The sequence below is a fragment of the Mesorhizobium sp. LjNodule214 genome, from assembly GCF_964252735.1.
Taxonomy (GTDB): domain Bacteria; phylum Pseudomonadota; class Alphaproteobacteria; order Rhizobiales; family Rhizobiaceae; genus Mesorhizobium.
Map to the genome: position 1 here is coordinate 482,775 of NZ_CAXUPE020000003.1, position 22,332 is coordinate 505,106.

General features: G+C 63.0%; 24 protein-coding genes. 14 read left to right on the forward strand and 10 right to left on the reverse strand.

All coding sequences use genetic code 11. The annotated features are described in order from the left end of the window. The first annotated feature begins 41 nt into the window (after positions 1-41). Positions 42-2,087 carry an FAD-dependent oxidoreductase gene (locus tag ACSQ3Z_RS27625; RefSeq protein WP_436174446.1) on the forward strand — a complete coding sequence of 682 codons (2,046 nt, stop codon included), beginning with the start codon at positions 42-44 and terminating at the stop codon, positions 2,085-2,087. A gap of 130 nt (positions 2,088-2,217) precedes the next feature. Here ACSQ3Z_RS27625 and ACSQ3Z_RS27630 read toward each other — a convergent pair whose 3' ends face one another. Further along, positions 2,218-2,625, reverse strand: coding sequence for a hypothetical protein (locus ACSQ3Z_RS27630; RefSeq protein WP_436174447.1), 408 nt, complete (start codon positions 2,623-2,625; stop codon positions 2,218-2,220). Between the two features lie 114 nt (positions 2,626-2,739). Here ACSQ3Z_RS27630 and ACSQ3Z_RS27635 point away from each other — a divergent pair, with 114 nt between their 5' ends. Next, positions 2,740-3,177 (forward strand): MarR family winged helix-turn-helix transcriptional regulator, encoded by a 438-nt coding sequence (locus ACSQ3Z_RS27635; protein ID WP_436174448.1) that lies wholly within the window; start codon positions 2,740-2,742, stop codon positions 3,175-3,177. Positions 3,178-3,314: 137 nt separating this feature from the next. Here ACSQ3Z_RS27635 and ACSQ3Z_RS27640 read toward each other — a convergent pair whose 3' ends face one another. After that, positions 3,315-5,384, reverse strand: a complete 2,070-nt coding sequence (locus ACSQ3Z_RS27640; RefSeq protein WP_436174449.1) for a putative bifunctional diguanylate cyclase/phosphodiesterase — start codon at positions 5,382-5,384, stop codon at positions 3,315-3,317. A gap of 300 nt (positions 5,385-5,684) precedes the next feature. Here ACSQ3Z_RS27640 and ACSQ3Z_RS27645 point away from each other — a divergent pair, with 300 nt between their 5' ends. Next, positions 5,685-6,872, forward strand: a complete 1,188-nt coding sequence (locus tag ACSQ3Z_RS27645; RefSeq protein ID WP_436174450.1) for a glycine C-acetyltransferase — start codon at positions 5,685-5,687, stop codon at positions 6,870-6,872. A gap of 44 nt (positions 6,873-6,916) precedes the next feature. Further along, the gene (gene tdh / locus ACSQ3Z_RS27650) at positions 6,917-7,951 is read left to right on the forward strand and encodes an L-threonine 3-dehydrogenase (protein WP_096456834.1); all 1,035 of its coding nucleotides are present in this window, start codon (positions 6,917-6,919) and stop codon (positions 7,949-7,951) included. Positions 7,952-8,038: 87 nt separating this feature from the next. Here the strand turns inward: tdh and ACSQ3Z_RS27655 are convergent, their stop codons facing one another. Beyond that, positions 8,039-8,482 carry a MarR family winged helix-turn-helix transcriptional regulator gene (locus ACSQ3Z_RS27655; protein WP_436174451.1) on the reverse strand — a complete coding sequence of 148 codons (444 nt, stop codon included), beginning with the start codon at positions 8,480-8,482 and terminating at the stop codon, positions 8,039-8,041. A 93-nt stretch (positions 8,483-8,575) separates the two neighbouring features. On the opposite strand from ACSQ3Z_RS27655, the gene hmgA reads away from it, so the two are divergent. From hmgA to ACSQ3Z_RS27695, 8 genes are all read left to right on the forward strand, one after another. Next, a complete protein-coding gene (gene hmgA / locus ACSQ3Z_RS27660) occupies positions 8,576-9,889 on the forward strand; it encodes a homogentisate 1,2-dioxygenase (RefSeq protein WP_436174452.1) in 1,314 nt (437 codons plus the stop codon). Positions 9,890-9,899: 10 nt separating this feature from the next. Further along, a complete protein-coding gene (locus tag ACSQ3Z_RS27665) occupies positions 9,900-10,787 on the forward strand; it encodes an MBL fold metallo-hydrolase (protein WP_436174453.1) in 888 nt (295 codons plus the stop codon). After that, positions 10,784-11,797, forward strand: a complete 1,014-nt coding sequence (locus ACSQ3Z_RS27670) for a fumarylacetoacetate hydrolase family protein (RefSeq protein WP_436174454.1) — start codon at positions 10,784-10,786, stop codon at positions 11,795-11,797. Before ACSQ3Z_RS27665 ends, ACSQ3Z_RS27670 begins: the two co-directional genes overlap by 4 nt. 137 nt (positions 11,798-11,934) lie before the next feature. After that, a protein-coding gene (locus tag ACSQ3Z_RS27675) for an IS630 family transposase (protein WP_436174455.1) occupies positions 11,935-12,883 on the forward strand; the annotation gives its coding sequence in 2 pieces (ribosomal slippage) (positions 11,935-12,270 and positions 12,272-12,883; 948 coding nt in all). Positions 12,884-12,895: 12 nt separating this feature from the next. Then, positions 12,896-13,144, forward strand: coding sequence for a hypothetical protein (locus tag ACSQ3Z_RS27680; RefSeq protein WP_436174456.1), 249 nt, complete (start codon positions 12,896-12,898; stop codon positions 13,142-13,144). Positions 13,145-13,442: 298 nt separating this feature from the next. Next, the gene (locus ACSQ3Z_RS27685) at positions 13,443-13,991 is read left to right on the forward strand and encodes a DinB family protein (protein ID WP_436174457.1); all 549 of its coding nucleotides are present in this window, start codon (positions 13,443-13,445) and stop codon (positions 13,989-13,991) included. A gap of 54 nt (positions 13,992-14,045) precedes the next feature. Beyond that, positions 14,046-14,303, forward strand: coding sequence for a BrnT family toxin (locus ACSQ3Z_RS27690; RefSeq protein ID WP_436174458.1), 258 nt, complete (start codon positions 14,046-14,048; stop codon positions 14,301-14,303). Then, positions 14,290-14,616, forward strand: a complete 327-nt coding sequence (locus ACSQ3Z_RS27695) for a BrnA antitoxin family protein (RefSeq protein WP_436174459.1) — start codon at positions 14,290-14,292, stop codon at positions 14,614-14,616. The genes ACSQ3Z_RS27690 and ACSQ3Z_RS27695 overlap by 14 nt, the downstream gene beginning before the upstream one ends. A 21-nt stretch (positions 14,617-14,637) precedes the next feature. Here ACSQ3Z_RS27695 and hppD read toward each other — a convergent pair whose 3' ends face one another. Further along, positions 14,638-15,753, reverse strand: coding sequence for a 4-hydroxyphenylpyruvate dioxygenase (hppD, locus tag ACSQ3Z_RS27700; protein ID WP_436174460.1), 1,116 nt, complete (start codon positions 15,751-15,753; stop codon positions 14,638-14,640). Positions 15,754-15,891: 138 nt separating this feature from the next. Here hppD and ACSQ3Z_RS27705 point away from each other — a divergent pair, with 138 nt between their 5' ends. Beyond that, positions 15,892-16,359 carry an Lrp/AsnC family transcriptional regulator gene (locus tag ACSQ3Z_RS27705; protein ID WP_436174461.1) on the forward strand — a complete coding sequence of 156 codons (468 nt, stop codon included), beginning with the start codon at positions 15,892-15,894 and terminating at the stop codon, positions 16,357-16,359. Here the strand turns inward: ACSQ3Z_RS27705 and ACSQ3Z_RS27710 are convergent. From ACSQ3Z_RS27710 to aztA, 4 genes are all read right to left on the reverse strand, one after another. Further along, on the reverse strand, positions 16,356-16,694 hold the full coding sequence (locus tag ACSQ3Z_RS27710; protein ID WP_436174462.1) for a TIGR01244 family sulfur transferase: 339 nt from the start codon (positions 16,692-16,694) through the stop codon (positions 16,356-16,358). The genes ACSQ3Z_RS27705 and ACSQ3Z_RS27710 overlap by 4 nt on opposite strands. A 123-nt stretch (positions 16,695-16,817) precedes the next feature. Then, a complete protein-coding gene (gene aztC, locus ACSQ3Z_RS27715) occupies positions 16,818-17,759 on the reverse strand; it encodes a zinc ABC transporter substrate-binding protein AztC (RefSeq protein WP_436174463.1) in 942 nt (313 codons plus the stop codon). Between the two features lie 31 nt (positions 17,760-17,790). Continuing rightward, positions 17,791-18,666 (reverse strand): zinc ABC transporter permease AztB, encoded by an 876-nt coding sequence (gene aztB, locus ACSQ3Z_RS27720; protein WP_436174464.1) that lies wholly within the window; start codon positions 18,664-18,666, stop codon positions 17,791-17,793. Next, positions 18,666-19,481 carry a zinc ABC transporter ATP-binding protein AztA gene (gene aztA / locus ACSQ3Z_RS27725; protein WP_436174465.1) on the reverse strand — a complete coding sequence of 272 codons (816 nt, stop codon included), beginning with the start codon at positions 19,479-19,481 and terminating at the stop codon, positions 18,666-18,668. The genes aztB and aztA overlap by 1 nt, the downstream gene beginning before the upstream one ends. Before the next feature lie 233 nt (positions 19,482-19,714). Here aztA and ACSQ3Z_RS27730 point away from each other — a divergent pair, with 233 nt between their 5' ends. Next, on the forward strand, positions 19,715-20,059 hold the full coding sequence (locus ACSQ3Z_RS27730; RefSeq protein ID WP_192182714.1) for a RidA family protein: 345 nt from the start codon (positions 19,715-19,717) through the stop codon (positions 20,057-20,059). Between the two features lie 175 nt (positions 20,060-20,234). Here the strand turns inward: ACSQ3Z_RS27730 and hutC are convergent, their stop codons facing one another. Then, positions 20,235-20,975 carry a histidine utilization repressor gene (gene hutC, locus ACSQ3Z_RS27735; protein ID WP_436174466.1) on the reverse strand — a complete coding sequence of 247 codons (741 nt, stop codon included), beginning with the start codon at positions 20,973-20,975 and terminating at the stop codon, positions 20,235-20,237. After that, positions 20,972-22,324 (reverse strand): formimidoylglutamate deiminase, encoded by a 1,353-nt coding sequence (locus tag ACSQ3Z_RS27740; RefSeq protein WP_436174467.1) that lies wholly within the window; start codon positions 22,322-22,324, stop codon positions 20,972-20,974. Before ACSQ3Z_RS27740 ends, hutC begins: the two co-directional genes overlap by 4 nt. Between the last annotated feature and the right edge of the window lie 8 nt (positions 22,325-22,332).

Genomic DNA, 22,332 nt, shown 5'->3' on the forward strand with positions numbered 1-22,332 from the left:
TTTTGCCGCTCATTAGCACAAAATGAATCAGTAGGAAGACGATGACCAGCAACGATCCGCTTCTCCAGCCCTACCAGCTCAAGCACCTGACGCTGAAGAACCGGGTCATGTCGACAAGCCATGAGCCGGCCTATTCCGAGGACGGCATGCCGAAGGAGCGTTACCGGCTCTACCACGCCGAAAAGGCCAAGGGCGGCATGGCGCTGACCATGACCGCCGGTTCGGCGATCGTCTCGCGCGACAGCCCGGCCGCCTTCGGCAATTTGCATGTCTATGACGACAGGATCGTGCCCTGGCTCAAGGAACTGGCGGATGCCTGCCACGAGCATGACTGCAAGGTGATGATCCAGATCACGCATCTCGGCCGTCGGACCGGCTGGAACAAGGCCGACTGGCTGCCGGTGCTGTCGGCTTCGCCGGTGCGCGAGCCGGCGCATCGCGCCTTCCCCAAGACCATCGAGGACTGGGACATCGAGCGCATCGTCGCCGACTATGCGTCGGCCGCCCAGCGCTGCCAGGCCGCCGGCCTCGACGGCATCGAGTTCGAGGCCTACGGTCATCTGATCGACGGCTTCTGGTCGCCGGCCACCAACCAGCGCGATGACGAGTTCGGCGGTTCGCTCGACAACCGCTTGCGCTTCACTCGCATGGTGCTCGACGCGGTGCGGGCCGCGGTCGGCGACAAGTTCGTTGTCGGCATCCGCATGGTTGCCGACGAGGATTTTGAAAAAGGCCTGTCGAAGGACGAAGGCGTCGAGATCGCCAGGCGCCTGGCCGGCTCCGGCAAGGTCGATTTCCTCAACATCATTCGCGGCTCGATCGAAACCGATGCGGCGCTGACCAAGGTCATCCCGGTGGCCGGCATGCGCTCGTCGCCGCATCTCGACTTCGCCGGCGAGGTGAGGGCGGCGACGAAGTTCCCGACCTTCCACGCGGCGCGCATTTCCGACGTCGCCACGGCGCGCCATGCCATCGCCACCGGCAAGCTCGACATGGTCGGCATGACCCGCGCCCACATCGCAGATCCGCATATCATCAAGAAGGTGATGGAGGGCCGCGAGCACGAGATCCGCCCTTGCGTCGGCGCCACCTATTGCCTCGACCGCATCTACGAGGGCGGCGAGGCGCTGTGCATCCACAATGCCGCGACCGGCCGCGAGGCCGAGATCCCGCACATCATACCGAGGACCGAGGGGCCGAAGCGCAAGGTGGTCGTAATCGGCGCCGGCGCCGGCGGGCTGGAGGCGGCACGCGTCGCCGCTGAGCGCGGCCATAAGGTGACGGTGCTCGAAGCCTCGAGCCAAGCTGGCGGCCAGGTGCGGCTGGCGACGCAGAACCCGCGCCGCAAGGAGCTGATCGGCATTATCGACTGGCGATTGGCCGAACTCGAAAGGCTTGGCGTCGACATCCGCTACGACACCTGGGCCGAGAAGGACGACGTGCTGGCACTGTCGCCCGATGTCGTGGTGGTCGCCACCGGCGGCCTGCCGCAGAATCCGCCGCTGACGGCAGGCGACAATCTCGTCACATCGAGCTGGGACATCATGGCGGGCGCCGTCAAGCCGGCCGAAAACGTGCTGCTCTATGACGACAATGGCGGCCATCAGGGCATGGGCGCGGCCGAACTGATCGCGACCGCCGGTTCGAAGCTGGAGCTGGTTTCGCCGGAGCGCTTCTTTGCTCCGGAAATGGGCGGATTGAACCACGTTCCCTATATGCGCGCCTTCCAGGAAAAGGGCGTCACCATCACCATCAACACCAGGCTGCGCTCGGTGCGGCGCGAGGGCAACCAACTGATCGCTGAACTGGCTTCGGATTTTGCTGAAGGGTGGCGCGGCGAGCGCCGCGTCGACCAGGTGGTGGTCGAGCACGGCACCGCACCCCTCGACGACCTCTATCTAACGCTGAAGCCGCTGTCGCGGAACGGCGGCGCGGTCGACTACGAGCGGCTGGTCAGCGGTGGCGACATTTTCCCCAGGCGCAATCCCGAAGGCGGTTTCGTGCTGTTTCGCATCGGCGATGCTGTCGCCTCACGCAACATCCACGCCGCCATCTACGACGGCATTAGGTTCGGCTTACGGATCTAACAGACAGTCCGGCAAGAATGGTGGCGCGCAACCGAACCTTCGCAGGGAGAGCCACCTGCCGCGTTGGTCCGGTGCGCGCCGCGCGCGGTGCCGGCTTGGCGCCGGCGCCACGCGATCTCTGTCGTGGGGGTCAAAACATCCTGGCGGTGGCCATGCAGAGCACGGTGATGACAAGCAGCCCTCCGGCAATGCGCTCGCCTTTTGTCATCTTCGCACGCAACTGGCTTTCCGCTGCCTGGTCAGCGCCGGCAAGCTGCCTGCTGGCGGCGCCCACCAGCGCGCCCTGCACGCCAGCGGCAATCAGCGCCGTCACGATGCCCAGCGCCAGTACCTTTTCCATCGAGCCGAAAACCCCCTCGTGGAAGAAGTACCAGAGCAGTATGCCGGTCAGGAAAACGAGACCCGCCGCGCCCATTTGCGGCCGGAAGAACCGCTCCGCCCGAATGTCCGGGTCACGGCCGACAGCTATGGTGGTGCCTGCCCAGAACACGCCGGCCATGACGTGAAGGCCGAGGACGACAATGTAGATATATTGCATGACCGCATTTCCTCTTTTTGCCCCGCCGGTCGACAAAAAGTTAGATATCGAACGGTTCGATGTCAATGCATGAGTCGAGTTTCACCGATCCGTTTGATGCACTAGTGTCGAATCATGACGCCTTTTGACCGTCCGCCCGTCGGAATGAACCTCGCCCGCACCGCCAAGCTGGTGGCGCAGGCCTTTGACGCAGCGCTTGTCGAGGCCGGCGGCACGCTGCCGGTCTGGGTCACTCTACTGTCGGTCAAGTCGCGCGAACTTGCCAACCAGCGCGAGCTTGCCGGCATGATCGGCATCCAGGGTGCGACGCTGACCCACCATCTCAACGCCATGGAAGCGCAAGGGTTGCTGACGCGCCGCCGCGATCCGGAGAACCGCCGGGTTCACCAGGTGGCGCTGACCGCGGCCGGCGAAGCGCTGTTCGAGACATTGCGCACCGCAGCACTTGCCTTCGACAAGCAACTGAGAGTGGGATTGCCGGACGACAGGCTGGCAGAGTTTGCTGAGGTGTTGGCGGCTCTCAGGGCAAATGTTGCTGACGCGGCCGGCTAGCGCGTTCCGGTTGCCACCTCAGCGCCATATCCCGGGATCGAGCCAAAAGGCGTAGTGGCGCAGTTTCAGCGCGTTTGCGATCACCGGATGCCGCCATCTCGGTGCCGGCTTGTCAAGCTTGGAGCGCGGAAGCGTGCCTAAGCGAGGCTTCCCTGCAGCACCTTCAGCCGGGCCTTCTTCGGGCGGCGCGCCATCAGCCATTCGCGCGCCTTGTCCTGCGGCATCGGGAAGGCGATGGAATAGCCCTGCACCTGGTCGCAGCCGATCGCCATCAGCGAGTCGAGCTCGGCTTCGGTCTCCGCACCCTCGGCGACGATCGAAATGCCGAGGCCACGCGCCAGCTCGGTGATGGCGCGCACGATCTTGGAATTGTCGCCGTTCTCGTTGATGTTCTGGACGAAGCGGCGGTCGATCTTCAGCCGGTCGATCTCGTTCGGGTTGACGTGGCTGAGCGAGGCATAGCCGGTGCCGAAATCGTCGAGCTCGAGATGGACGCCTGCGGCGCGGATTTGCCGGAGCTTCGCCGCGATGCCCGTCTTCTCGTCGTCGAGGATGACGGATTCGACGATCTCCAGCGACAGCTTCTGCGGCGCCAGGCCGGCCTTCTCCAGCGTGTCGAACAGGAACTTGTCGAAGTCCGGCTCGCGCAGCTCGGTGCCGGAGACGTTGACGGCAAGCCGCCCGAAGGCGATGCCGGCGCGGTCCCATTCGGCCGCTTCGTTGATTGCCTTGCTGATGACGATGCGGCCGATCTCCGGCATGAAGCCACATTTCTCCGCGACCGGAATGAATTCGCCGGGCGAGATCATGCCTCGAACTGCGTGTTTCCAGCGCACCAGCGCTTCGATGCCGCTGATCGTGCCGTTAGTCAGCGACACCTGCGGCTGGAAATAAACCTCGAACGCCTTGTCGGCAATCGCCGTGCGGATATCGTGCTCGAGCTGCTTGCGGTAGTCGAGTTCGCGCCTGAGCTCCTCGGAGAAGAACGAGAAGTTGCCGCCGCCGAGCTTCTTGGCGGAGTAGAGCGCCAGATCCGCATGGACAAGCAGGTCCTCGGCATTGTCGGCGTCGACGGGATAGACGGCGATGCCGCCGCTGGCGCCCGGCAGGATGGTCGTGCCCTGGAACATGATCGGCTCGTTGATCTGCTCCAGGATGCGCATGCCCAGCATATGGATGTCCTCGGTGCTGCCGGCGCCGTTGAGGATCATCACGAACTCGTCGCCGCCGAGGCGCGCGCACAGATCCGATGCCCGGCAGGAATCGCGCATGCGCTGCGCGGTGACCACCAGCACATAGTCGCCGGCAGCGTGGCCGAGCGTGTCGTTGATCTGCTTGAACCGGTCGAGGTCGAGCTGGATCACGGCCAGCCGCTCGCGCCGGCGGTGCGCGCCCTTGATCAGCGTGTCGAAATGGTCGGTGAGAAAAGTACGGTTGTGCAGGCCGGTCAGCCCGTCATGCACGGCGATGAAGGCCATGGAGTTGCGCGCGTCGACCAGCTCACGCGTCTTGCGCAGGATTGCGTTCGACATCGGCCGGAAGATGAACAGCGCCACCAGCACGATGACGCCGATGGTGGCGAAGAACAGGGTGCGGTGGAGATCGAGCAGTTGTCCCGAGCGCTCGTTGGCATAGGTGCTGATGCGCTGGCCAAGGGCCGCATAGCCCGACAGCGTGGCATTGGCGACGGAGGCGTCGAGATTGACGCGCTCGGCGTTGCCCTTGTAGCCCTCGCCGCTGATTGCCAGCTTCGATTCGAAGGATGAGATCAGGCGTTCGCCGTTGGCGATCAGCTCGACCGAGAAATAGTCGAGGTGGAAGGGTTTGGCGAACAGCACATTCTCGATCGATTTCGGATCGAAGCGGGCCGGCGACATCGGATCGGCGCCCGTCTGGTCAAGCAGGAGGTCGTAGTTCGTCTCGAACTCGGCGGTCGCCTGCTTGAGTGCGGCGACCAGGGCCGGCTGCTTGTCGCGCGAGGCGGCGCCCGTTGCGCCGGCAAGGAAGACGATCCGCTGCGACAGGGCCTTCTGCGTGCTGACGATGTTCAGCAGTGCGTCGTTGTGCTGCTGGGCCGCCATCATCTGCTGCAGCAGGATGAAGGAGGCCATCACCATGGTGGCGATGATCAGCAGCGCCAGCCAATAGCCGCTCTTGATCAGCAGTATCAGCTTGCGCGACACGCTATGCACTGGCTGCTGCGACATTTCTAGGTGACCCCCTCCGGTCGACGGATTCCTGCCGTGAATACCTGGCGAGGAGACCATTGGCTTGAAAGGGTTAACAGGTGCGGAAACGATGACGCTGACCGAAAGGGCAGGGATGGAAAGCTGCCAAAATGGTTATCATGTTCTTTAGCGGCAGCCCTGCATTTGAGTTCATCGTCGCCTGATTGTCACAATGGATTGCCGTCGCGCTTGCGCGGCGCCACCGAAGCCGTCGCTTTTGCGATGGATTTTTCAGCCGCGCGGGGCGACAGTCCCGATCGATCTCAACAGGGACTGACCATGAGCGCGGCATTCCTTTCCCACATCGACAGCGAGCTTCAAGGCCTGAAATCGGCTGGCCTCTACAAATCCGAGCGGGTGATTGCCTCGACGCAATCAGCCGAGATCGAGGTCGGCGGCGACAAGGTGCTGAATTTCTGCGCCAACAACTATCTCGGTCTCGCCGACAGTCCCGAACTGCGCGAGGCGGCAAAGCAGGCGCTCGACCGCTATGGCTACGGCATGGCCTCGGTGCGCTTCATCTGCGGCACGCAGGAAGAGCACAAGGAGCTGGAGGCCACGATTTCCGCCTTCCTCGGCATGGACGACACCATCCTCTACGGTTCCTGCTTCGACGCCAATGGCGGCCTGTTCGAGACGCTGCTCGGCGAGGAGGATGCCATCATCTCCGATGCGCTCAACCACGCCTCGATCATCGATGGCGTGCGGCTGTCCAAGGCAAAGCGCTTCCGCTACGCCAACAACGACATGGGCGAGTTGGAGGCGCGACTGAAGGAGGCGAGGGATTCCCGTTTCCGGCTGATCGCCACCGACGGCGTGTTTTCCATGGACGGCATCATAGCCAATCTGAAGGGCGTTTGTGACCTCGCCGACAAATACGACGCCATGGTGATGGTCGACGACAGCCACGCGGTCGGCTTCGTCGGCAGGAACGGCCGCGGCTCGGCCGAACATTGCGGCGTCGAGGGCAGGGTGGACATCATCACCGGCACGCTCGGCAAGGCGCTGGGCGGCGCTTCCGGCGGCTATACGTCGGGCAAGAGGCAAGTGGTCGACTGGCTGCGCCAGCGCTCGCGGCCCTATCTATTCTCCAACACGCTGATGCCGGCGATCGCCGGTGCCTCGATCCGTGTGTTCGACATGATCCGCCACGGTGATGCGCTGCGCCGGCGCCTCTACGACAATGCCGCGCGCTTTCGCTCCGAGATGGGCAAGCTCGGTTTCACGCTGGCCGGCGCTGATCATCCGATCATTCCGGTGATGCTGGGCGATGCAGCATTGGCGCAAGAGATGGCTGCGCGCATGCTGAAGCGCGGCATCTATGTCATCGGCTTTTCGTTTCCGGTGGTGCCGAAGGGCCAGGCGCGCATCCGCACGCAGATATCGGCCGCCCATTCCAGCGCCGACATCGACCGCGCGGTGGAAGCCTTCGGCGCCGTCGGCAAGGAGCTGGGTGTCATCTCCTGAGTCGCCGAAAGCGATTCCGGATCAAGGGATTCGAGGGACAAAGAATGTCGAACATGATGAAGGCGCTGGTGAAGGCCAAGGCCGAACCAGGCATCTGGATGGAGGAGGTGCCGGTGCCGGAGATCGGCCCCAACGACGTGTTGATCAAGGTCAGGAAGACGGCGATCTGCGGCACCGACGTCCACATCTACAATTGGGACCAGTGGGCGCAAAAGACCGTGCCGGTGCCGATGGTGACCGGCCATGAATTCGTCGGCACCGTCGCCGATTTCGGTGCGGCGGTCACCGAGTACAAGGTGGGCCAGCGCGTGTCGGGCGAAGGCCACATCGTCTGCGGCCATTGCCGCAATTGCCGGGCGGGCAGGGGGCATCTGTGCCGCAACACGCTCGGCGTCGGCGTCAATCGCCCCGGCGCCTTCGGCGAGTATCTGGCGATCCCGCAGCACAATGTCGTGCCGATCCCGGATGACGTGCCGGACGAGATCGCCGCTATCTTCGATCCACTAGGCAATGCCGTCCACACCGCACTGTCCTTCGACCTGGTCGGCGAGGATGTGCTGGTCACCGGCGCCGGGCCAATCGGCATCATGGGCGCGCTTGTCGCACAATGCGTCGGTGCCAGGAAAGTCGTCATCACCGACATCAACCCGGTGCGGCTGGCGCTGGCGAAAAAACTCGGTGTCCAGCATGTTGTCGATGCATCCAAGGAAAAGCTGCGCGACGTGATGCCGGCGCTCGGCATGACCGAGGGTTTTGATGTCGGCCTCGAAATGTCGGGCGCGGCTCCCGCCTTCCGCGACATGATCGACACCATGAACAATGGCGGCAAGATCGCCATTCTGGGCATCGCGCCGACCGGCTTCGAGATCGACTGGAACAAGGTCATCTTCAAGATGCTCCATCTCAAAGGCATCTACGGCCGCGAGATGTTCGAGACCTGGTACAAGATGATCGCCCTGGTGCAAGGCCCACTCGACGTCTCCGGCCTGATCACGCACCGCATCGGCATCGACGATTTCCAGACCGGCTTCGATGCGATGCGCAGCGGCAGTTCGGGCAAGGTGGTGATGGACTGGTAGCCGATTAGAGACGTTGGCGGGACAGCACCTCCCTCTGGCCTGTCGGCCATCTCCGCGCAAGGGGGGAGATCGGGGGGTGTGAAGGACCTACGGTGCGGATAAGGTCCCCTCCAGCGCCACCACCCCGCGGACGATCGCCGCCCGGTCTTCCGCACCAAGCCTCCCCAGCAAATCCCTTTCAAACGCCTCCGCCAGCGGCACCATCTCGCGATAGGCGGCAAGCCCCGCCTTGGTCAGCGTCAGATGCTCGACGCGGCGATCGTTCTCATCCGGCGTGCGCGTCAGCCAGCGCCGCCGTTCGAGTTCGGCGACGGCGCGCGAAACCTTGGTCTTGTGCATGGCCGATTGTTCGCCGAGCGCCGTCGCGGTCATCGTGCCACGCTGCCCGAGCCCGGCCAGCGTGCGCCATTCGGGCCGGGTCAGGCCGTGACGATCCTTGTAGATCTTCGAGAATTCGTGGCTGACCGCATCGGCAAGACGGTACAGCCGGTAGGGCAGGAAGCTTTCGAGTTCAAGTATTTCCTGTTCCATGGTTCATAATCCGAGGCAGCGCCTGCGCGGCATTGATAGTTACATTTTCAATGGTTACAAATGAAACCAATTTGGTCAATCCGGGAGGAAGCGATGGCCTTTTCCTACATGCCGGGCTTCGGCAACGATTTTGAAACCGAAACCTTGCCCGGCTCGCTGCCGCAGGGGCGCAATTCTCCGCAACGGCCGGCCTATGGTCTCTATGCCGAACAGCTTTCGGGCTCGCCCTTCACCGCGCCGCGCGGAACAAACGAGCGCTCCTGGCTCTATCGCATCCGGCCGAGCGTCAGGCACACCGGGCGCTTCAAACCGGCCAGCTATCCGCTGTGGAAGACCGCCCCCAATGTCGGCGACCACGAACTGGCGCTCGGCCAGTATCGCTGGAACCCGGTGCCGATGCCGAAGGAGCCGACCGATTTCATTCAGGGCATGCGCAGCATGACCACGGCCGGCGACGTGCTGGGCCAAACCGGCATGGCTGCACACGTCTATGTCGCCAACCAATCGATGGTCGATGACCATTTCTTCAACGCCGATGGCGAATTGCTGATTGTGCCGCAGGTGGGTGCGCTGCGCTTCGTCACCGAAATGGGCGTCATCGAGCTCCGGCCGGGCGAAATCGCCGTTCTGCCGCGCGGTCTGGTGTTCAAGGTCGAGCTGGTCGACAAGGAAGTCCGCGGCTATGTCTGCGAGAATTACGGCGCCAAGCTGACGATGCCCGACCGCGGCCCGATCGGCGCCAATTGCCTGGCCAATCCGCGCGATTTCAAGACGCCCTGCGCCTGGTTCGAGGAGAAGGAGACGCCGTGCCGGCTGATCGTCAAATGGTGCGGCAATTTCCATGTCACCGAGATCGGCCATTCGCCGCTCGACGTGGTGGCGTGGCACGGCAATTACGCGCCCTATAAATACGATCTGGCGACCTTTTCGCCTGTCGGCGCCATCCTGTTCGACCATCCTGACCCGTCGATCTTCACCGTACTGACAGCGCCGAGCGGCGAGGAAGGCACCGCCAACATCGACTTCGTCATCTTCCCGCCACGTTGGCTGGTGGCGGAAGACACGTTCCGGCCGCCCTGGTACCACCGCAATATCATGAGCGAGTTCATGGGCCTGATCCACGGCCAGTACGACGCCAAAGAGGAGGGCTTTGTCCCTGGCGGCATCAGCCTGCACAATCTGATGCTGGCCCACGGCCCTGACGCCCCTGGCTTCGAAAAGGCCTCGCGTACCGAGCTGAAACCGGTCAAGCTCGACAGCACCATGGCCTTCATGTTCGAGACCCGATTCCCACAGATGCTGACCCGCTACGGCGCCGAACTGGAAACCCGGCAGGACAATTACATCGACTGCTGGGCCGATCTGAAGAAGCGTTTCAATGGCACGCCGGAGGGCGACTGGTCTTGAGGCTCACCCAATGAGCAATCGGCTGGTGCTTCTCGGTTCCAAGGGCGGCCCAGCACTGCGGCCGGGCGGACCATGGCCGAGTTCGTCATTGTTGGAACTCGGCGGTCGAACCATCGTCGTCGACTGCGGGCTCGGCATCACTCGCGGAATGGTCGATGCCGGCATTGGCCTGAAGGCGCTCGACCTGATCTTCATCACGCATCTGCATTCCGACCATGTTCTGGAACTCGGGCCACTCATCCACACCGCCTGGACAGCCGGCCTGGCGAACCCAGTCAAGGTCTTCGGACCACCCGGCACCGGCTACATCTGGCAGCATTTTTGCCAGGCGATGGCGTTCGACATCGAGATCCGCATCGTCGACGAAGGCCGGCCGGATATCCGCGAGCTGGTTTCGGTCGTCGAGTTCGGCGAAGGCCTGGTTCTGGAGGAGGGCGGTCTGAAGGTCACGGCACTGCGTGTCGACCATCCGCCGGTGACCGACTGTTTTGCGTTGCGCTTCGAGCATGGCGGCGGAAGCGTCGTCTTCTCCGCCGACACGGCGTTCTTCCCGCCGCTGGCCGGTTTCGCCAGGGGCGCCGACATTCTTGTCCACGAGGCGATGCTGGAGCAAGGCATCGAGCGGCTGGTCGCAAAAACCGGCAACGGCGCGCGGCTGAGGGAACACCTGCTCGCAAGTCATTCGTTTGCCGAGGAAGCAGGGCGCATCGCCAGCGACGCCGGTGTGAAAAGACTTGTGCTCAATCACCTCATTCCGGCCGACGATCCGGAGGTCGGCGAAGCCGATTGGATCGCCGCCGTCAGGAAAACTTGGACTGGCGACTTGACGATTGCCCGCGACGCCCTTGTTGTGGGCTTAAGCTGCGCCGAAGCCGCAGTAGGAGAGGAAACCGCATGAAGCTTGCCACATTGAAGGACGGGACGCGCGACGGGAAACTTGTCGTCGTCTCGCGTGACCTGACGCGCTTTACCGATGCCTCGTTTCTGGTGCGCACCCTGCAGGCCGCGCTCGACGACTGGAGCCGCATCGCGCCGCATCTTGCCGCCATGGCGGAATCGCTGGAGAACAATGCGGTACCTTCGGCGCGCTTCCACGAACATGACGCCCATTCGCCGCTGCCGCGCGCCTATCAATGGGCCGACGGTTCGGCCTATGTGAACCATGTCGAGTTGGTGCGGAAAGCGCGTGGCGTCGAGATGCCGGCCAGCTTCTGGACCGATCCGCTGATCTACCAGGGCGGCTCCGACAGCTTCGTTCCGCCGCGCGATCCGATCCGCATGGCGGATGAGGAATTCGGCATCGACATGGAGGCGGAGGTCGCCGTGATCGTCGACGACGTGCCGATGGGTGCCGGCCTCGACGAGGCAAAAGCCGCAATCCGGCTGGTCATGCTGGTCAACGACGTGACGCTGCGTGGCCTCACCGGACCTGAACTCGCCAAGGGTTTTGGCTTCTTCCAGTCCAAACCTTCGTCGGCCCTCTCGCCGGTCGCGGTGACGCCGGACGAATTGGGCGATGCCTGGGATGGCGGCAAGGTCAGTCTGCCGCTGCTCGCCGATCTCAACGGCAAGCCGTTCGGCCGGGCGAACGCCGGCATCGATATGACCTTCGACTTTCCGGCGCTGATCGTCCATGCCGCGAAAACAAGACCGCTGGTTGCCGGCACCATCATCGGCTCCGGCACCGTGTCAAACAAGCAGGGCGGCGGGCCGGGCAAGCCTGTCTCAGCAGGTGGCGCCGGCTATTCCTGCATCGCCGAACTGCGCATGATCGAGACCATCGAAGCTGGCGAACCCAAAACGCCGTTCCTGCGCTTCGGCGACACAGTGCGCATCGAGATGAAGAACAAGGCGGGAAGTTCGATCTTCGGCGCCATTGAGCAGAAGGTCGAGAAATACGAGAGGTAAGGGAATGGCGGGCGGGGCATTCTATCTTCTGTGCGGCGTCTGGGCGCTAGAGCAGTTCATATTTTGAGAGAATCATAGGATTCCCAAAGCAGCTGGTTTGTGATTCAAGATACTGGCTGGACGGAGGCCAGCGTCTGATGACACGAGCCCTTTCGAACGATCTTCGTGAACGTGTTGTTGAAGCCGTCGGCACCGGCGAGAGCTGCCGTGTGGTGGCGTCGCGTTTTGGCGTCGCAGTATCCTCGGTGGTGAAGTGGTCGCAGCGTTACCGCGCCACCGGCTCGGTTGCGCCGGGCAAGATGGGCGGGCACCGCAAGCGGGTTCTGGAGCCGCATCGAGCTTTCATCGTGGAGCGGATCAACCAGACCTCTGATCTGACGCTGCATCGGCTGAAGGATGAGTTGGCCGCACGCGGGGTGATGGTCTCGCACAATGCGGTCTGGATGTTCTTGAGGCGCGAGGGCCTGAGCTTCAAAAAAAACGCTATTCGCCCTTGAGCAGGCCCGTGCCGACATTGCTCGTCGCCGCCAGCGCTGGAGGTCGTGGCAGGGTCGCCTCGATCCGGCGCGTCTGGTCTTCATCGACGAGACGTGGATCAAGACCAACATGGCTCCGCTGCGAGGTTGGGGGCCGAAGGGCAAGCGGCTGCGCGGCTTGGCTCCGCACGGCCACTGGCGCACGCTGACCTTCCTCGGCGCGTTGCGCTGCGATCGGCTCGCGGCACCTTGCGTCTTCGACGGACCAATCAACGGCCAATGCTTCCGTGCTTATGTCGAGCAGCAGCTTGTCACCGTGCTGAGGCCCGGTGACATCGTCGTCGTGGATAATCTCGGAAGTCATAAGTCGGCGGCCATCAGGCAGATGATCAAGGCTGCCGGCGCCAGGCTCTGGTACCTGCCGCCCTACTCCCCGGACCTCAATCCGATCGAGCAGGCCTTCGCCAAGATCAAACACTGGATGCGCCAAGCCCAGAAGCGCACCGTCGAGGACACTTGGCGCCACATCGGCCACCTCGTCGCCACCATCGAACCCGGCGAATGCAAGAACTACTTCGCAAACGCCGGATACGCTTCCGTCAAAACGTGAAAGGCTCTAGTGATGCTGGCGATCTTCATCCAGGCGATCCGGCTGAGCTATCGCATCGAGGCGCGCTCGCCTGACCTCACTAACCGCAGCGGCTTTCCGCGCAACGCGATGATGTTCCACACCGTCACCAACACGAACGTCGCGCGCGACGAGGAAACCCAAGCCATGCGGCGCCGCATGAACCGGCTGCTGCTGATCGTTCTCGCTGGATTCGTGGTCATGTGGGCAGGCCTGTATCTGGTGCGGTCAGGAGGAGCGTGACTGAAAATGCCCTACACTGCTCAATACCTTTGGGTTTCAGGACTTTGCAGCGTCGCAACCGGCTGGCTTCTGATTTCCGCAATCCGGCTCTGCCGGCAGGTCGAGGATCGATCTGAAAGACTGCGCAACTTCAGCAGCGTAGCGCGCCGGGCGAGGCTTGTTCATGTCGCTTTGAACCGAGACGTAGCAACTAAAACGCAAGGGCTGCGGCGCGGCATCAACGTTCGTCTTCTGGGCATAGTTGCCATAGCCGCCATTGTGAATTTGGTTGTCTGGGCTGGTTGGGCAAGCGCATAGCATGGATATTCTCACCCATCTCCGCCGCATGGCCGGCAACAATCTCTGGTCGAACGACCGGCTTTATCGGGCCGTGCTGCAGCTTGGGCCGGGTGAGTTCGAAGCCGAACGCACCAGCTTCTTCCCCTCGATCAAGGCGACGCTCAACCACATCCTTGCGGTCGATTATCTCTATCTCGATTTCCTGGAGCAGGGTGGTGTCGGCGCTGCTGCCTATGATGATTGCGTACCGTTCGACAAGCCGCAGGCGCTGTTTGCCGCCCAGGTCGCGGCCGACCGAAGGCTCATCGCTTTCTGCGACGCCCTGTCAGAGGCCGATCTCGACCGCCGCGTCATCACCGAACGGCGCGAGGATGGCTTGATCCCGGAAAAGATCGGCGACCTCCTCGCCCACGTCTTCCTGCACGACATCCATCACCGCGGCCAGGTGCACGCCATGCTTTCGGGCACCTCGGTAGCGCCGCCACAACTCGACGAATTCCTGCTCGACTATGATCTGAAGCTCAGGCGGGCGGAGGTGGAGCGGCTTGGCATCGATGGCAGCGATTGAATTATTGTAGCTACGAAAATTCTTGACTCAATTGTTGTAGGTACATAAATTCTGATGAAGATCGTTTGGGATGAACCGAAACGGTTGGCCAACATCGGCAAGCACGGGCTGGATTTCGCCGATCTGGATGAGGACTTTTTCCTTGCCTCGACGATCCGGGCGGCCAAAGACGGTCGTCTCATGGCGATTGGCCGGATCGTCGACGGTGTCGTTGCCGTGGTTTTTGCTCGGCTCGGCTCCGAGGGCATCTCGATAATTTCGATGCGGCCGGCTAACCAGGCGGAAAGGAGATTGTTCGATGGCAAAACCTAAGCTGAACGCTACGAAGCCTGACAGGGAGTTTCAGCCAGGCAAAGGCTTTACCAAAGAAGATTGGGATGCCGTTTCGGACAACCCCGAATGGACCGAGCAGGATTTCAGAAACGCCCGTCCCTTCGCCGAAGTGTTTCCGGATCTTGCCGAAAGCATTCGTCGCTCGCGCGGCCGGCCGGCACTCGACAATCCGAAGAAGCAAGTGACGCTCCGGCTCGACAGCGACGTAGTCGCCCGCTTTCGCGCCGGCGGCCCCGGCTGGCAGAGCCGGATCAACGACGTTCTGCGTAAGGCCGCGGGCCTCGCCAAATAAACGTCGTGCCGTGCGGCTGCCTTACGCGGCCTTGCCATCCACCTTGATGACGCCGCGCTTGATCTGGTCCTGCTCGATCGACTCGAACAGCGCGCGGAAATTGCCCTCGCCAAAGCCTTCGTCGCCCTTCCTCTGGATGAACTCGAAGAAGATCGGGCCGATCACGGTTTTCGAAAAGATCTGCAGCAGGATCTTGGTCGTGCCGCCATCGACCACACCTTCGCCGTCGATGAGGATGCCGTGCTTCTTCATCCGCTCGATCGGCTCGTCATGGCCGTTCACCCTGTCATAGGACATGTCGTAATAGGTTTCCGGTGGTCCCGGCATGAATTTCAGCCCGTTGGCCGCCAGCTTGTCGGTGGCGCCGTAGATCTCGTCCGTGCCGACCGCAATGTGCTGGATGCCTTCGCCATTGTACTTCTTCAGGTACTCGGCGATCTGGCTGGTCTCGTCCTTGGACTCGTTGAGCGGGATGCGGATCTTGCCGCAGGGCGAGGTAATCGCCCGGCTGACCAAGCCGGTGATCTTGCCGTCAATGTCGAAGAAATGGATCTGCTTGAAGCCGAACAGTTCGCGGTAGAAATCCCACCACTTGTCCATCTGGCCGCGATAGACATTGTGGGTGAGGTGATCGAGATAATAGAAGCCGACGCCTTGCGGCCGCGGGTCACGCGCGCCCAGCCATTCGAACTCGGCGTCATAGGCCGAACCCTTCTTGCCGTAGCTGTCGATGAAATAAAGCAGCGATCCGCCGATGCCGACGATGGCCGGCATGTCCAGCGCCTTGTCCTTGCCTTCGTAAGGCGTGGCGCCCTTGGCCACGGCATGGTCGAAGGCATGCTTGGCATCGACCACCCGCCACGCCATCGAGGCCGCGCATGGTCCGTGCTTGTCGACGAACTTCATCGCATGCGAGCCGGGCTCGGCGTTGACGACATAGTTGATGTCGCCCTGGCGCCAGACGGTGATGTTCTTCGAGCAGTGCTTGGCCACCGCGACATAGCCCATGCGGGTGAAAAGCTCGGCGAGCTTCTCCGGCTCCGGATGCGCGAATTCGACGAACTCGAACCCGTCGGTGCCGGCGGGATTGGTCTTGCTGATCTTGGCGGGCGGTGCGTCGTGCGGGAAGGGGCCCATGGCAATTCTCCAAAAGCTGTTCTGGCCGCTCTTGGCCATCCTTGCTCATTATAGCGCCAACCAACTGCACAGAGCTTGCATTCAAACGCTTGAAATGCTGATCTGATGCGCAAAGCGTGCACAGGAGGAGAGACGACCGTGGATGATGTGCGCATTGATCAATTTGACCGCAAGATACTGGCGCTGTTGCAGGCTGACGCGCGGCTGACCAACAGCGATTTGTCGGACCGGGTGAATCTATCGCCGTCGCAATGCTCGCGCCGCCGTCAGCGACTGGAGGAGGACGGCTATATCAAGGGCTACCGCGCCGTGCTCGATCGCGACCGACTGGGCTTTTCGCTGGTCAACGTCATCTCGGTGACCTTGGCCACCCACAACCGCGACAATGCCAGGCGCTTCGGCGAATTGCTGGCGCGGCTGCCGGAAGTGCAGGAGGCGCACGCGCTGACCGGCGAGATGGACTACATCTTGAAAGTCGTGACGCCCGATCTGAAGTCGCTGTCCAAATTCGTCAACGACGTGCTGTTGCCGCACGAATCCGTGCAGCACGTGAAGACGGCGATCGTGCTCGAAACACTGAAGGAAACCGGTGCGCTGCCGATTTAACCCTTCTGCTGCTGGATCAGTCCATAAAGGTTGGTGCAGCGCGCGCCGGAGCGGCAATAGGCGAAGACGGGGCCTTCAAGTTCGTCGAGCGCTTTGGCCTGGTCCTCGACATTCTCAATGCTGATCTGGCCGCTGATAACCGGGATGAAGCGGAAGGTGAGCCCCGCCGCTTCGGCCGCTGCCTTGACGCTGTCGGCCGAGGGTTGGCCGGGCTGCTCATTGTCGGGCCGGTTGCAGATGACGCTCTTGAAGCCGGCTTCCTTGATGGCGACGATATCGTCGGGCTGGATCTGCCCCGCGACCGAATAGTCTTCGCTGATCTGGCGGTATTCCATGGTGTCCTCGCAATCCGATTTGGCGGCAGTCTTGCCACTCCCCGGTCGGACCGGCAATCCGCGCAGGGAAGAAATCTCTCTGCGCAGATAGACATTTCCGGCGAGGAATCCAACCGGCCTCGCTCAACTGCCGAGGATCGCGCCTTTGATCTGGGCGATATTGTTGTGCATCATGTCGATATAGGTCGAGGCCGGGCCGTCGGGCTGCGACAGCGCGTCCGAGTAGAGCGTGCCGCCCACCTTGATGCCGGTCTCGCTGGCGATCTGCTCGACCAGGCGCGGATTGGTGATGTTCTCGACGAAGATCGCCGCCGCCTTGTCCTGCTTGACCTGTTGGACCAGCTTGGCGACGTCGGCGGCCGAAGGCTCAGAATCGGTCGACACGCCCTGCGGCGCCAGGAACGTCAGGCCGTATTCGTGTTCGAAATAGCCGAAGGCGTCATGCGAGGTGATGACGACGCGCTTTTCCTCTGGGATCGACTGGATCGCCGCTTTCACTTCGCCTTCGACCGCATCGAGCTTCTTGGTGTAGGCGGCGGCATTGCTCTGGTAGCTGACGCAGCCCGCGGAATCGGCGGCGCAGAAGGCATCGGCGATGTTCTTCACATAGATTTTTGCGTTAGCGATCGACTGGAAGGCATGCGGGTCGGTGACCGTCTTGCCGCCACCCGTGCCGGCCCCTTCGGCAGCGTCGGCATCGGCGAATTCAGGCTTGAAATCGATCGGCGTCACACCCTTGGTCAGCACCGCGATCGTCGCCTTGGTGGCGCTGGCGTCGACCAGGCGCTGCAGGAAACCTTCGAAATGCAGGCCGTTGACCAGCACCACATCGGCGCCGGCCATCGCTACCGCATCGGCCGGGCTCGGCTCGTAGACATGCGCGTCGCCATCGGGCCCGACGATGGTGGTGATGTTGACCCGGTCGCCGCCGACATTTTTCGCGAAATCGGCAATGACCGTGAAGCTGGCGACCACTTTCAGCGGCGCCGCGAAGGCCGAGGAGGCTCCAAAGGCGCTTAATGTCATAACGCTCATTGTCAGAACGGCACGGAACGATTTCAGCATTGGGAAGGTCTCCTTAGGGCGCGGATGGGGATCAGGCGGTTCGGTGGCGGTGATGCACGATGCTGGCGCGCAGCACGCCGCGCGTACCGAACAGGATCGAGGCGAAATAGACGACGCCGGCCGACAGGATGATGGCAGGCCCCGAAGGCAGCGACGCGTGATAAGACAAAAGCAGCCCGGCAATGCAGGAGGCAAAGCCGATCAGCACCGCCAGCACGCACATAGGCTCGACGCGCACGGTCCAGAAGCGGGCAGCTGCGGCCGGCAGCATCATCAGCCCGACCGAGAGCAGCGTGCCGAGCGCCTGGAAGCCGCCGACGAGGTTGAGCACGACGAGGCCGAGGAAGATGAAATGCACCGGGCTGCCGAGACGGCTGACCGAACGCAGGAACAGCGGGTCGAGGCATTCCGCGACCAGCGCTCGCCAGAAGATGGCGAGACTGACCAACGTCACTGCGACAATGCCGCCGATCAGCGCCAGCGCCTCGTTGTTGAGCGCCAGCACGGTACCGAACAGCACATGCATGAGATCAACGCTGGAGCCGCGGATCGACACCATCAGCACGCCGATGGCCAGCGAAATCAGATAGAAGGCCGCCATCGAGGCGTCCTCGCGCTGGATGGTGAAGCGCGAGACGGCGCCGGCACCGAGCGCCACGATGATGCCGGCGATCAGCCCGCCAATGGTCATCGGCAGGATTTCCAGCCCATAGAACAGGAAGCCGGCGGCCGCGCCCGGCAGAATGGCGTGCGCCATAGCATCGCCTGACAGGCTCATGCGCCGCAGCATCAGGAAGACGCCGACCGGGCAGGCACCGAGCGACAGCATCAGCGAGCCGATCAGAGCCCGCTGCATGAAGCCGAAATCGGCGAACGGCGCGATGAAGAGGCCGTAGAGCGCGTCCATCAGGCCGCTCTCGGCCCGGAGTCATGATGGTGGTCATGAGCGTGATCGTGCCCGTGGACATGGTCATGCCCGTGATCATGGCCTTCCGGCTCGCACCACGGCGCATTCTCTTCCCAGGCTTCGTGGAAGCGGCGGGCGCGCAAAAGGTTTTCCGGCCGCAGCGTTTCCTTCGTTTCGCCCCAGGCGACAGGCTGGCGGGCAAGCAGCAGTGTCTCCGGAAAATTCTGCCGCACCAGTTCGAGATCGTGCACGACGACCATGATGGTGCGTTCCTCGCCATGCCAGCGCTTGATCAGCGCGATGAGGTCGCCGACCGTCTTGGCATCGACGGCGTTGAACGGCTCGTCGAGCAGGATGAGGTCGGCATCCTGCAACAGCACCCGGGCAAACAGCGTGCGCTGCAACTGACCGCCCGACAACGTATCGATCGGGCGCTTCTCGAAGCCGCCCAACCCGACAGCCATCAGCGCCTGGCTGACGGAGTCGCGGTCTTCCTTTGTATAGCGGCCAAGCATGCCGCGCTTGGGCCAGAGGCCCAGCGAAACCAGGTCGACGACCCGCGCCGGAAAGGAGCGGTCGAGCTCCGATTGCTGCGGCAGATAGGCGGCGCGCACGCCGGGCGCGCGGATCACGCTGCCGGCCATCGGCTTGAGAACCCCGACAATGCCCTTCATCAGCGTCGACTTGCCCGAACCGTTGGCGCCGACGACGGCGGTCAGCGATCCCCGGCGGATGGTGCCGTCGAGATGATGGATCGCCGGGTGGCTGCCATAGCCGAGCGTCAGGTCGCGGAATGTCAGGCAGGCATTTGTCATAAAGCGATCCGTGGCGCGGAAATCCGCGCTGCTGCAGGCGGCCATGTCGATATGTGATGTTATTACATAAGTCAACAAGCCAATCCGGCGGAATTGCGGCGCTCCGGTCAACTCGCCGTGTACGGTTGGCTTCGCGCCCATCGCTTGGCTCAAGAGGATTCGGCCCGGCGGCCTTGCCCGAAGCAGGCCGCGACTCTAAAGAGGCGCGACCCACAAAAGGAAGGAAACGTCCCATGAGCATTCGTCGCATCGATGTAGGCCCGCGCATGACCCAGATCGTCATCCACGGCAACACCGTCTACCTGGCCGGCCAGGTCGGCGAGCCCGGCGGCAACGTGGCCTCGCAGACCCGCGATATTCTGGCGACCGTCGACGAATTGCTGGCCAAGGCCGGCACCGACAAGACCAAGATCCTGCAGGCGATCATCTGGCTGGACGACATGGGCACTTTCGCCGAAATGAATGCGGAATGGGACAAGTGGGTGCCGAAGGGCCACACGCCGGCCCGCGCCACCGGCGAGGCCAAGCTCGCCGGCCCGGAATACCTGGTCGAGATGATCATTACTGCTGCGATTTGAGAGCGCAGCGCTTTACCTTCTCCCTTGTGGGAGAAGGTGGCCGAGCGGAGCTCGGTCGGATGAGGGGTGTTGGACGGATCGCCACGCCAAGTATTAAACTCCTAAAATCATTCGATATTTTAACGCCTCTGCGCGCCGATCCACCTTCTCCCACAAGGGGAGAAGGGGCGTGGCGCTACCCCTGCGATGGCCTGAACCGCGCCACCAGCGTGTGGCTCTCGGCCGCATAGGTAAAGCGGACATGGGTGACCGGATGCTCGGCGCTCCATGTCCGCCGTTCGACCACCAGGCAGGGCGCGCCGGGCTCGATGTCGAGGCTATCAGCGATGTGCTGGTCGGCGGCGATGGCGCGGATGCGGTGTTCGGCCTCGCTCCACGGCACGCGGCCGATCAGCCAGGGGCCGGGCGCGATATCAAGAAATTCCTCGTCGGCTGCTTCAGTGACGGCGGTCAGATTGATCAGCCGCTGTTCGTGCGCGAACGGCCGATGGCCGGCGAAATGCAGGCATTCCAGCGCCAGCACCGGCCCTGCGCCGGTTAGCTCCAGCAGCGCGCGGTCCTCGGCGCTGCTGCGCCGCTTCAGCCGCGCCAGCCTTTCATAGCGATAAAGCAGGCCGAGGGCCTCGACCTCGATCCGGATGTCGTGGATTTCCAGCACCGCGGCCTGCGATTGCGGCCGGCGCACAAAGCTGCCCGAGCGGCGGCGGCGCTCGATCAGTCCGGCCTTGGCCAGCTGCGACAGCGCCTTGTTCACCGTCATGCGCGAGCAATTGTATTGCGCCGTCAGCTCGTGTTCGAAGGGGATGCGGTGACCGGGCGCCCAGGCACCTGACAGGATTTTCTCGCTGATGTCGGACAGGATGCGCTGATGCAGCGAGCCGCCGCCTTCGACCGCCGCTGTTTCGATCAGGCTCATGCCGAAAGCGCCGTCATCACTTTGCGAAAACGTGCGGCAATCGCCTCGCGCTTCGCGTGCCTGCCGCCGCTAACCAGTTTTGCGCCATGCACCCAGACGCAGTCGACCTTGGTGCCATTGGCGAAGATCCAGGCGTCCAGGATCGCGTCGCCAGCCTTTCCGGCCAGCGATGGATTATCTGCATCGAGCGAGACGAAATCGGCAGCAGCCCCCGCGACAATCCGCGACGGGCCGGCACCGAGCGCGGCGCTGCCGCCGTCGAGCGCCGCATCGAACAAGGCGCGCCCGGTCGAGCCGCCGGCGACCGCCAGCACATTGCGGGCGCGATGCGCAAGGCGCTGCGAATATTCGAGCTGCCTGAGCTCGTCAGGCAAGCCGATCAGCACATTGGAATCGGAGCCGACACCGAAGCGTCCGCCATGTTCTCTGAACAGCGGCGCGGCAAAGGTGCCGTCGCCGAGATTGGCCTCGGTGATCGGACACAGACCGGCGATGGCGCCGCTTTTGGCCATGCCGATTGTCTCGGTTTCAGTCAAATGGGTGGCGTGGATCAGGCACCAGCGCTGGTCCACCGCGACATTGGCGAGCAGCCATTCGACCGGGCGTGCGCCGGACCAGGCGAGGCAGTCCTCGACCTCCTTCACCTGCTCGGCGACGTGGATGTGGATCGGCCCGTCCGGCGCCATCGCAGCGACCGCGGCGAGTTCATCCGGCGTCGCCGCGCGCAGACTGTGCGGGGCGACGCCGACGACGGCTTGATCTAGAGCGCGAACACACTCCCGGCTTTTCTCAAGCAGCAGCGCGAACCTGTCCACATCATTGATGAATCGCCGCTGGCCTTCGTTGGGAGCAGCGCCACCCAAGGAGGAATGCGCGTAAAACACCGGCAGCAGCGTCAGGCCGATGCCGGTATCGGCGGCAGCGGCAGCGATGCGCTCCGCCATCTCGGCGAGATTGGCATAGGGTTTTCCGTCGCGGTCGTGATGCAAATAGTGGAACTCTCCGACGCGTGAAAAACCGGCCTCCAGCATCTCGACATACAGTTGCGCCGCGACTGCCTCGACCTGGTCGGGCGTCATCGACAGCGCGAACCGGTACATCACCTCGCGCCAGCTCCAGAAACTGTCGGCGGAAGGGCCGCGCAATTCGGCGAGACCCGCCATGCCGCGCTGGAACGCATGGCTGTGCAGATTCGGCATGCCGGGAACCACTATGGCATGGCGTTCGTCGCCGGCTTGCGGCGATGCACTTGGGTCGACTGTCACGATGCGGCCATCAGCCAGCGATATCCTGACATTGCCGTGCCAGCCGTCGCTCAGCAGCGCCTGTTCCGCAAAGATCGCCGTCACGTTTTTCT

What these genes read in the sequence shown, in the direction of transcription:
- ACSQ3Z_RS27625 (WP_436174446.1), top strand. Translation starts at nt 42, where the DNA reads ATGACCAGCAACGATCCGCTTCTCCAGCCCTACCAGCTCAAGCACCTG.
- ACSQ3Z_RS27630 (WP_436174447.1), bottom strand. Translation starts at nt 2,625, where the DNA reads ATGCAATATATCTACATTGTCGTCCTCGGCCTTCACGTCATGGCCGGC.
- ACSQ3Z_RS27635 (WP_436174448.1), top strand. Translation starts at nt 2,740, where the DNA reads ATGACGCCTTTTGACCGTCCGCCCGTCGGAATGAACCTCGCCCGCACC.
- ACSQ3Z_RS27640 (WP_436174449.1), bottom strand. Translation starts at nt 5,384, where the DNA reads ATGTCGCAGCAGCCAGTGCATAGCGTGTCGCGCAAGCTGATACTGCTG.
- ACSQ3Z_RS27645 (WP_436174450.1), top strand. Translation starts at nt 5,685, where the DNA reads ATGAGCGCGGCATTCCTTTCCCACATCGACAGCGAGCTTCAAGGCCTG.
- tdh (WP_096456834.1), top strand. Translation starts at nt 6,917, where the DNA reads ATGTCGAACATGATGAAGGCGCTGGTGAAGGCCAAGGCCGAACCAGGC.
- ACSQ3Z_RS27655 (WP_436174451.1), bottom strand. Translation starts at nt 8,482, where the DNA reads ATGGAACAGGAAATACTTGAACTCGAAAGCTTCCTGCCCTACCGGCTG.
- hmgA (WP_436174452.1), top strand. Translation starts at nt 8,576, where the DNA reads ATGGCCTTTTCCTACATGCCGGGCTTCGGCAACGATTTTGAAACCGAA.
- ACSQ3Z_RS27665 (WP_436174453.1), top strand. Translation starts at nt 9,900, where the DNA reads ATGAGCAATCGGCTGGTGCTTCTCGGTTCCAAGGGCGGCCCAGCACTG.
- ACSQ3Z_RS27670 (WP_436174454.1), top strand. Translation starts at nt 10,784, where the DNA reads ATGAAGCTTGCCACATTGAAGGACGGGACGCGCGACGGGAAACTTGTC.
- ACSQ3Z_RS27680 (WP_436174456.1), top strand. Translation starts at nt 12,896, where the DNA reads ATGCTGGCGATCTTCATCCAGGCGATCCGGCTGAGCTATCGCATCGAG.
- ACSQ3Z_RS27685 (WP_436174457.1), top strand. Translation starts at nt 13,443, where the DNA reads ATGGATATTCTCACCCATCTCCGCCGCATGGCCGGCAACAATCTCTGG.
- ACSQ3Z_RS27690 (WP_436174458.1), top strand. Translation starts at nt 14,046, where the DNA reads ATGAAGATCGTTTGGGATGAACCGAAACGGTTGGCCAACATCGGCAAG.
- ACSQ3Z_RS27695 (WP_436174459.1), top strand. Translation starts at nt 14,290, where the DNA reads ATGGCAAAACCTAAGCTGAACGCTACGAAGCCTGACAGGGAGTTTCAG.
- hppD (WP_436174460.1), bottom strand. Translation starts at nt 15,753, where the DNA reads ATGGGCCCCTTCCCGCACGACGCACCGCCCGCCAAGATCAGCAAGACC.
- ACSQ3Z_RS27710 (WP_436174462.1), bottom strand. Translation starts at nt 16,694, where the DNA reads ATGGAATACCGCCAGATCAGCGAAGACTATTCGGTCGCGGGGCAGATC.
- aztC (WP_436174463.1), bottom strand. Translation starts at nt 17,759, where the DNA reads ATGCTGAAATCGTTCCGTGCCGTTCTGACAATGAGCGTTATGACATTA.
- aztB (WP_436174464.1), bottom strand. Translation starts at nt 18,666, where the DNA reads ATGGACGCGCTCTACGGCCTCTTCATCGCGCCGTTCGCCGATTTCGGC.
- aztA (WP_436174465.1), bottom strand. Translation starts at nt 19,481, where the DNA reads ATGACAAATGCCTGCCTGACATTCCGCGACCTGACGCTCGGCTATGGC.
- ACSQ3Z_RS27730 (WP_192182714.1), top strand. Translation starts at nt 19,715, where the DNA reads ATGAGCATTCGTCGCATCGATGTAGGCCCGCGCATGACCCAGATCGTC.
- hutC (WP_436174466.1), bottom strand. Translation starts at nt 20,975, where the DNA reads ATGAGCCTGATCGAAACAGCGGCGGTCGAAGGCGGCGGCTCGCTGCAT.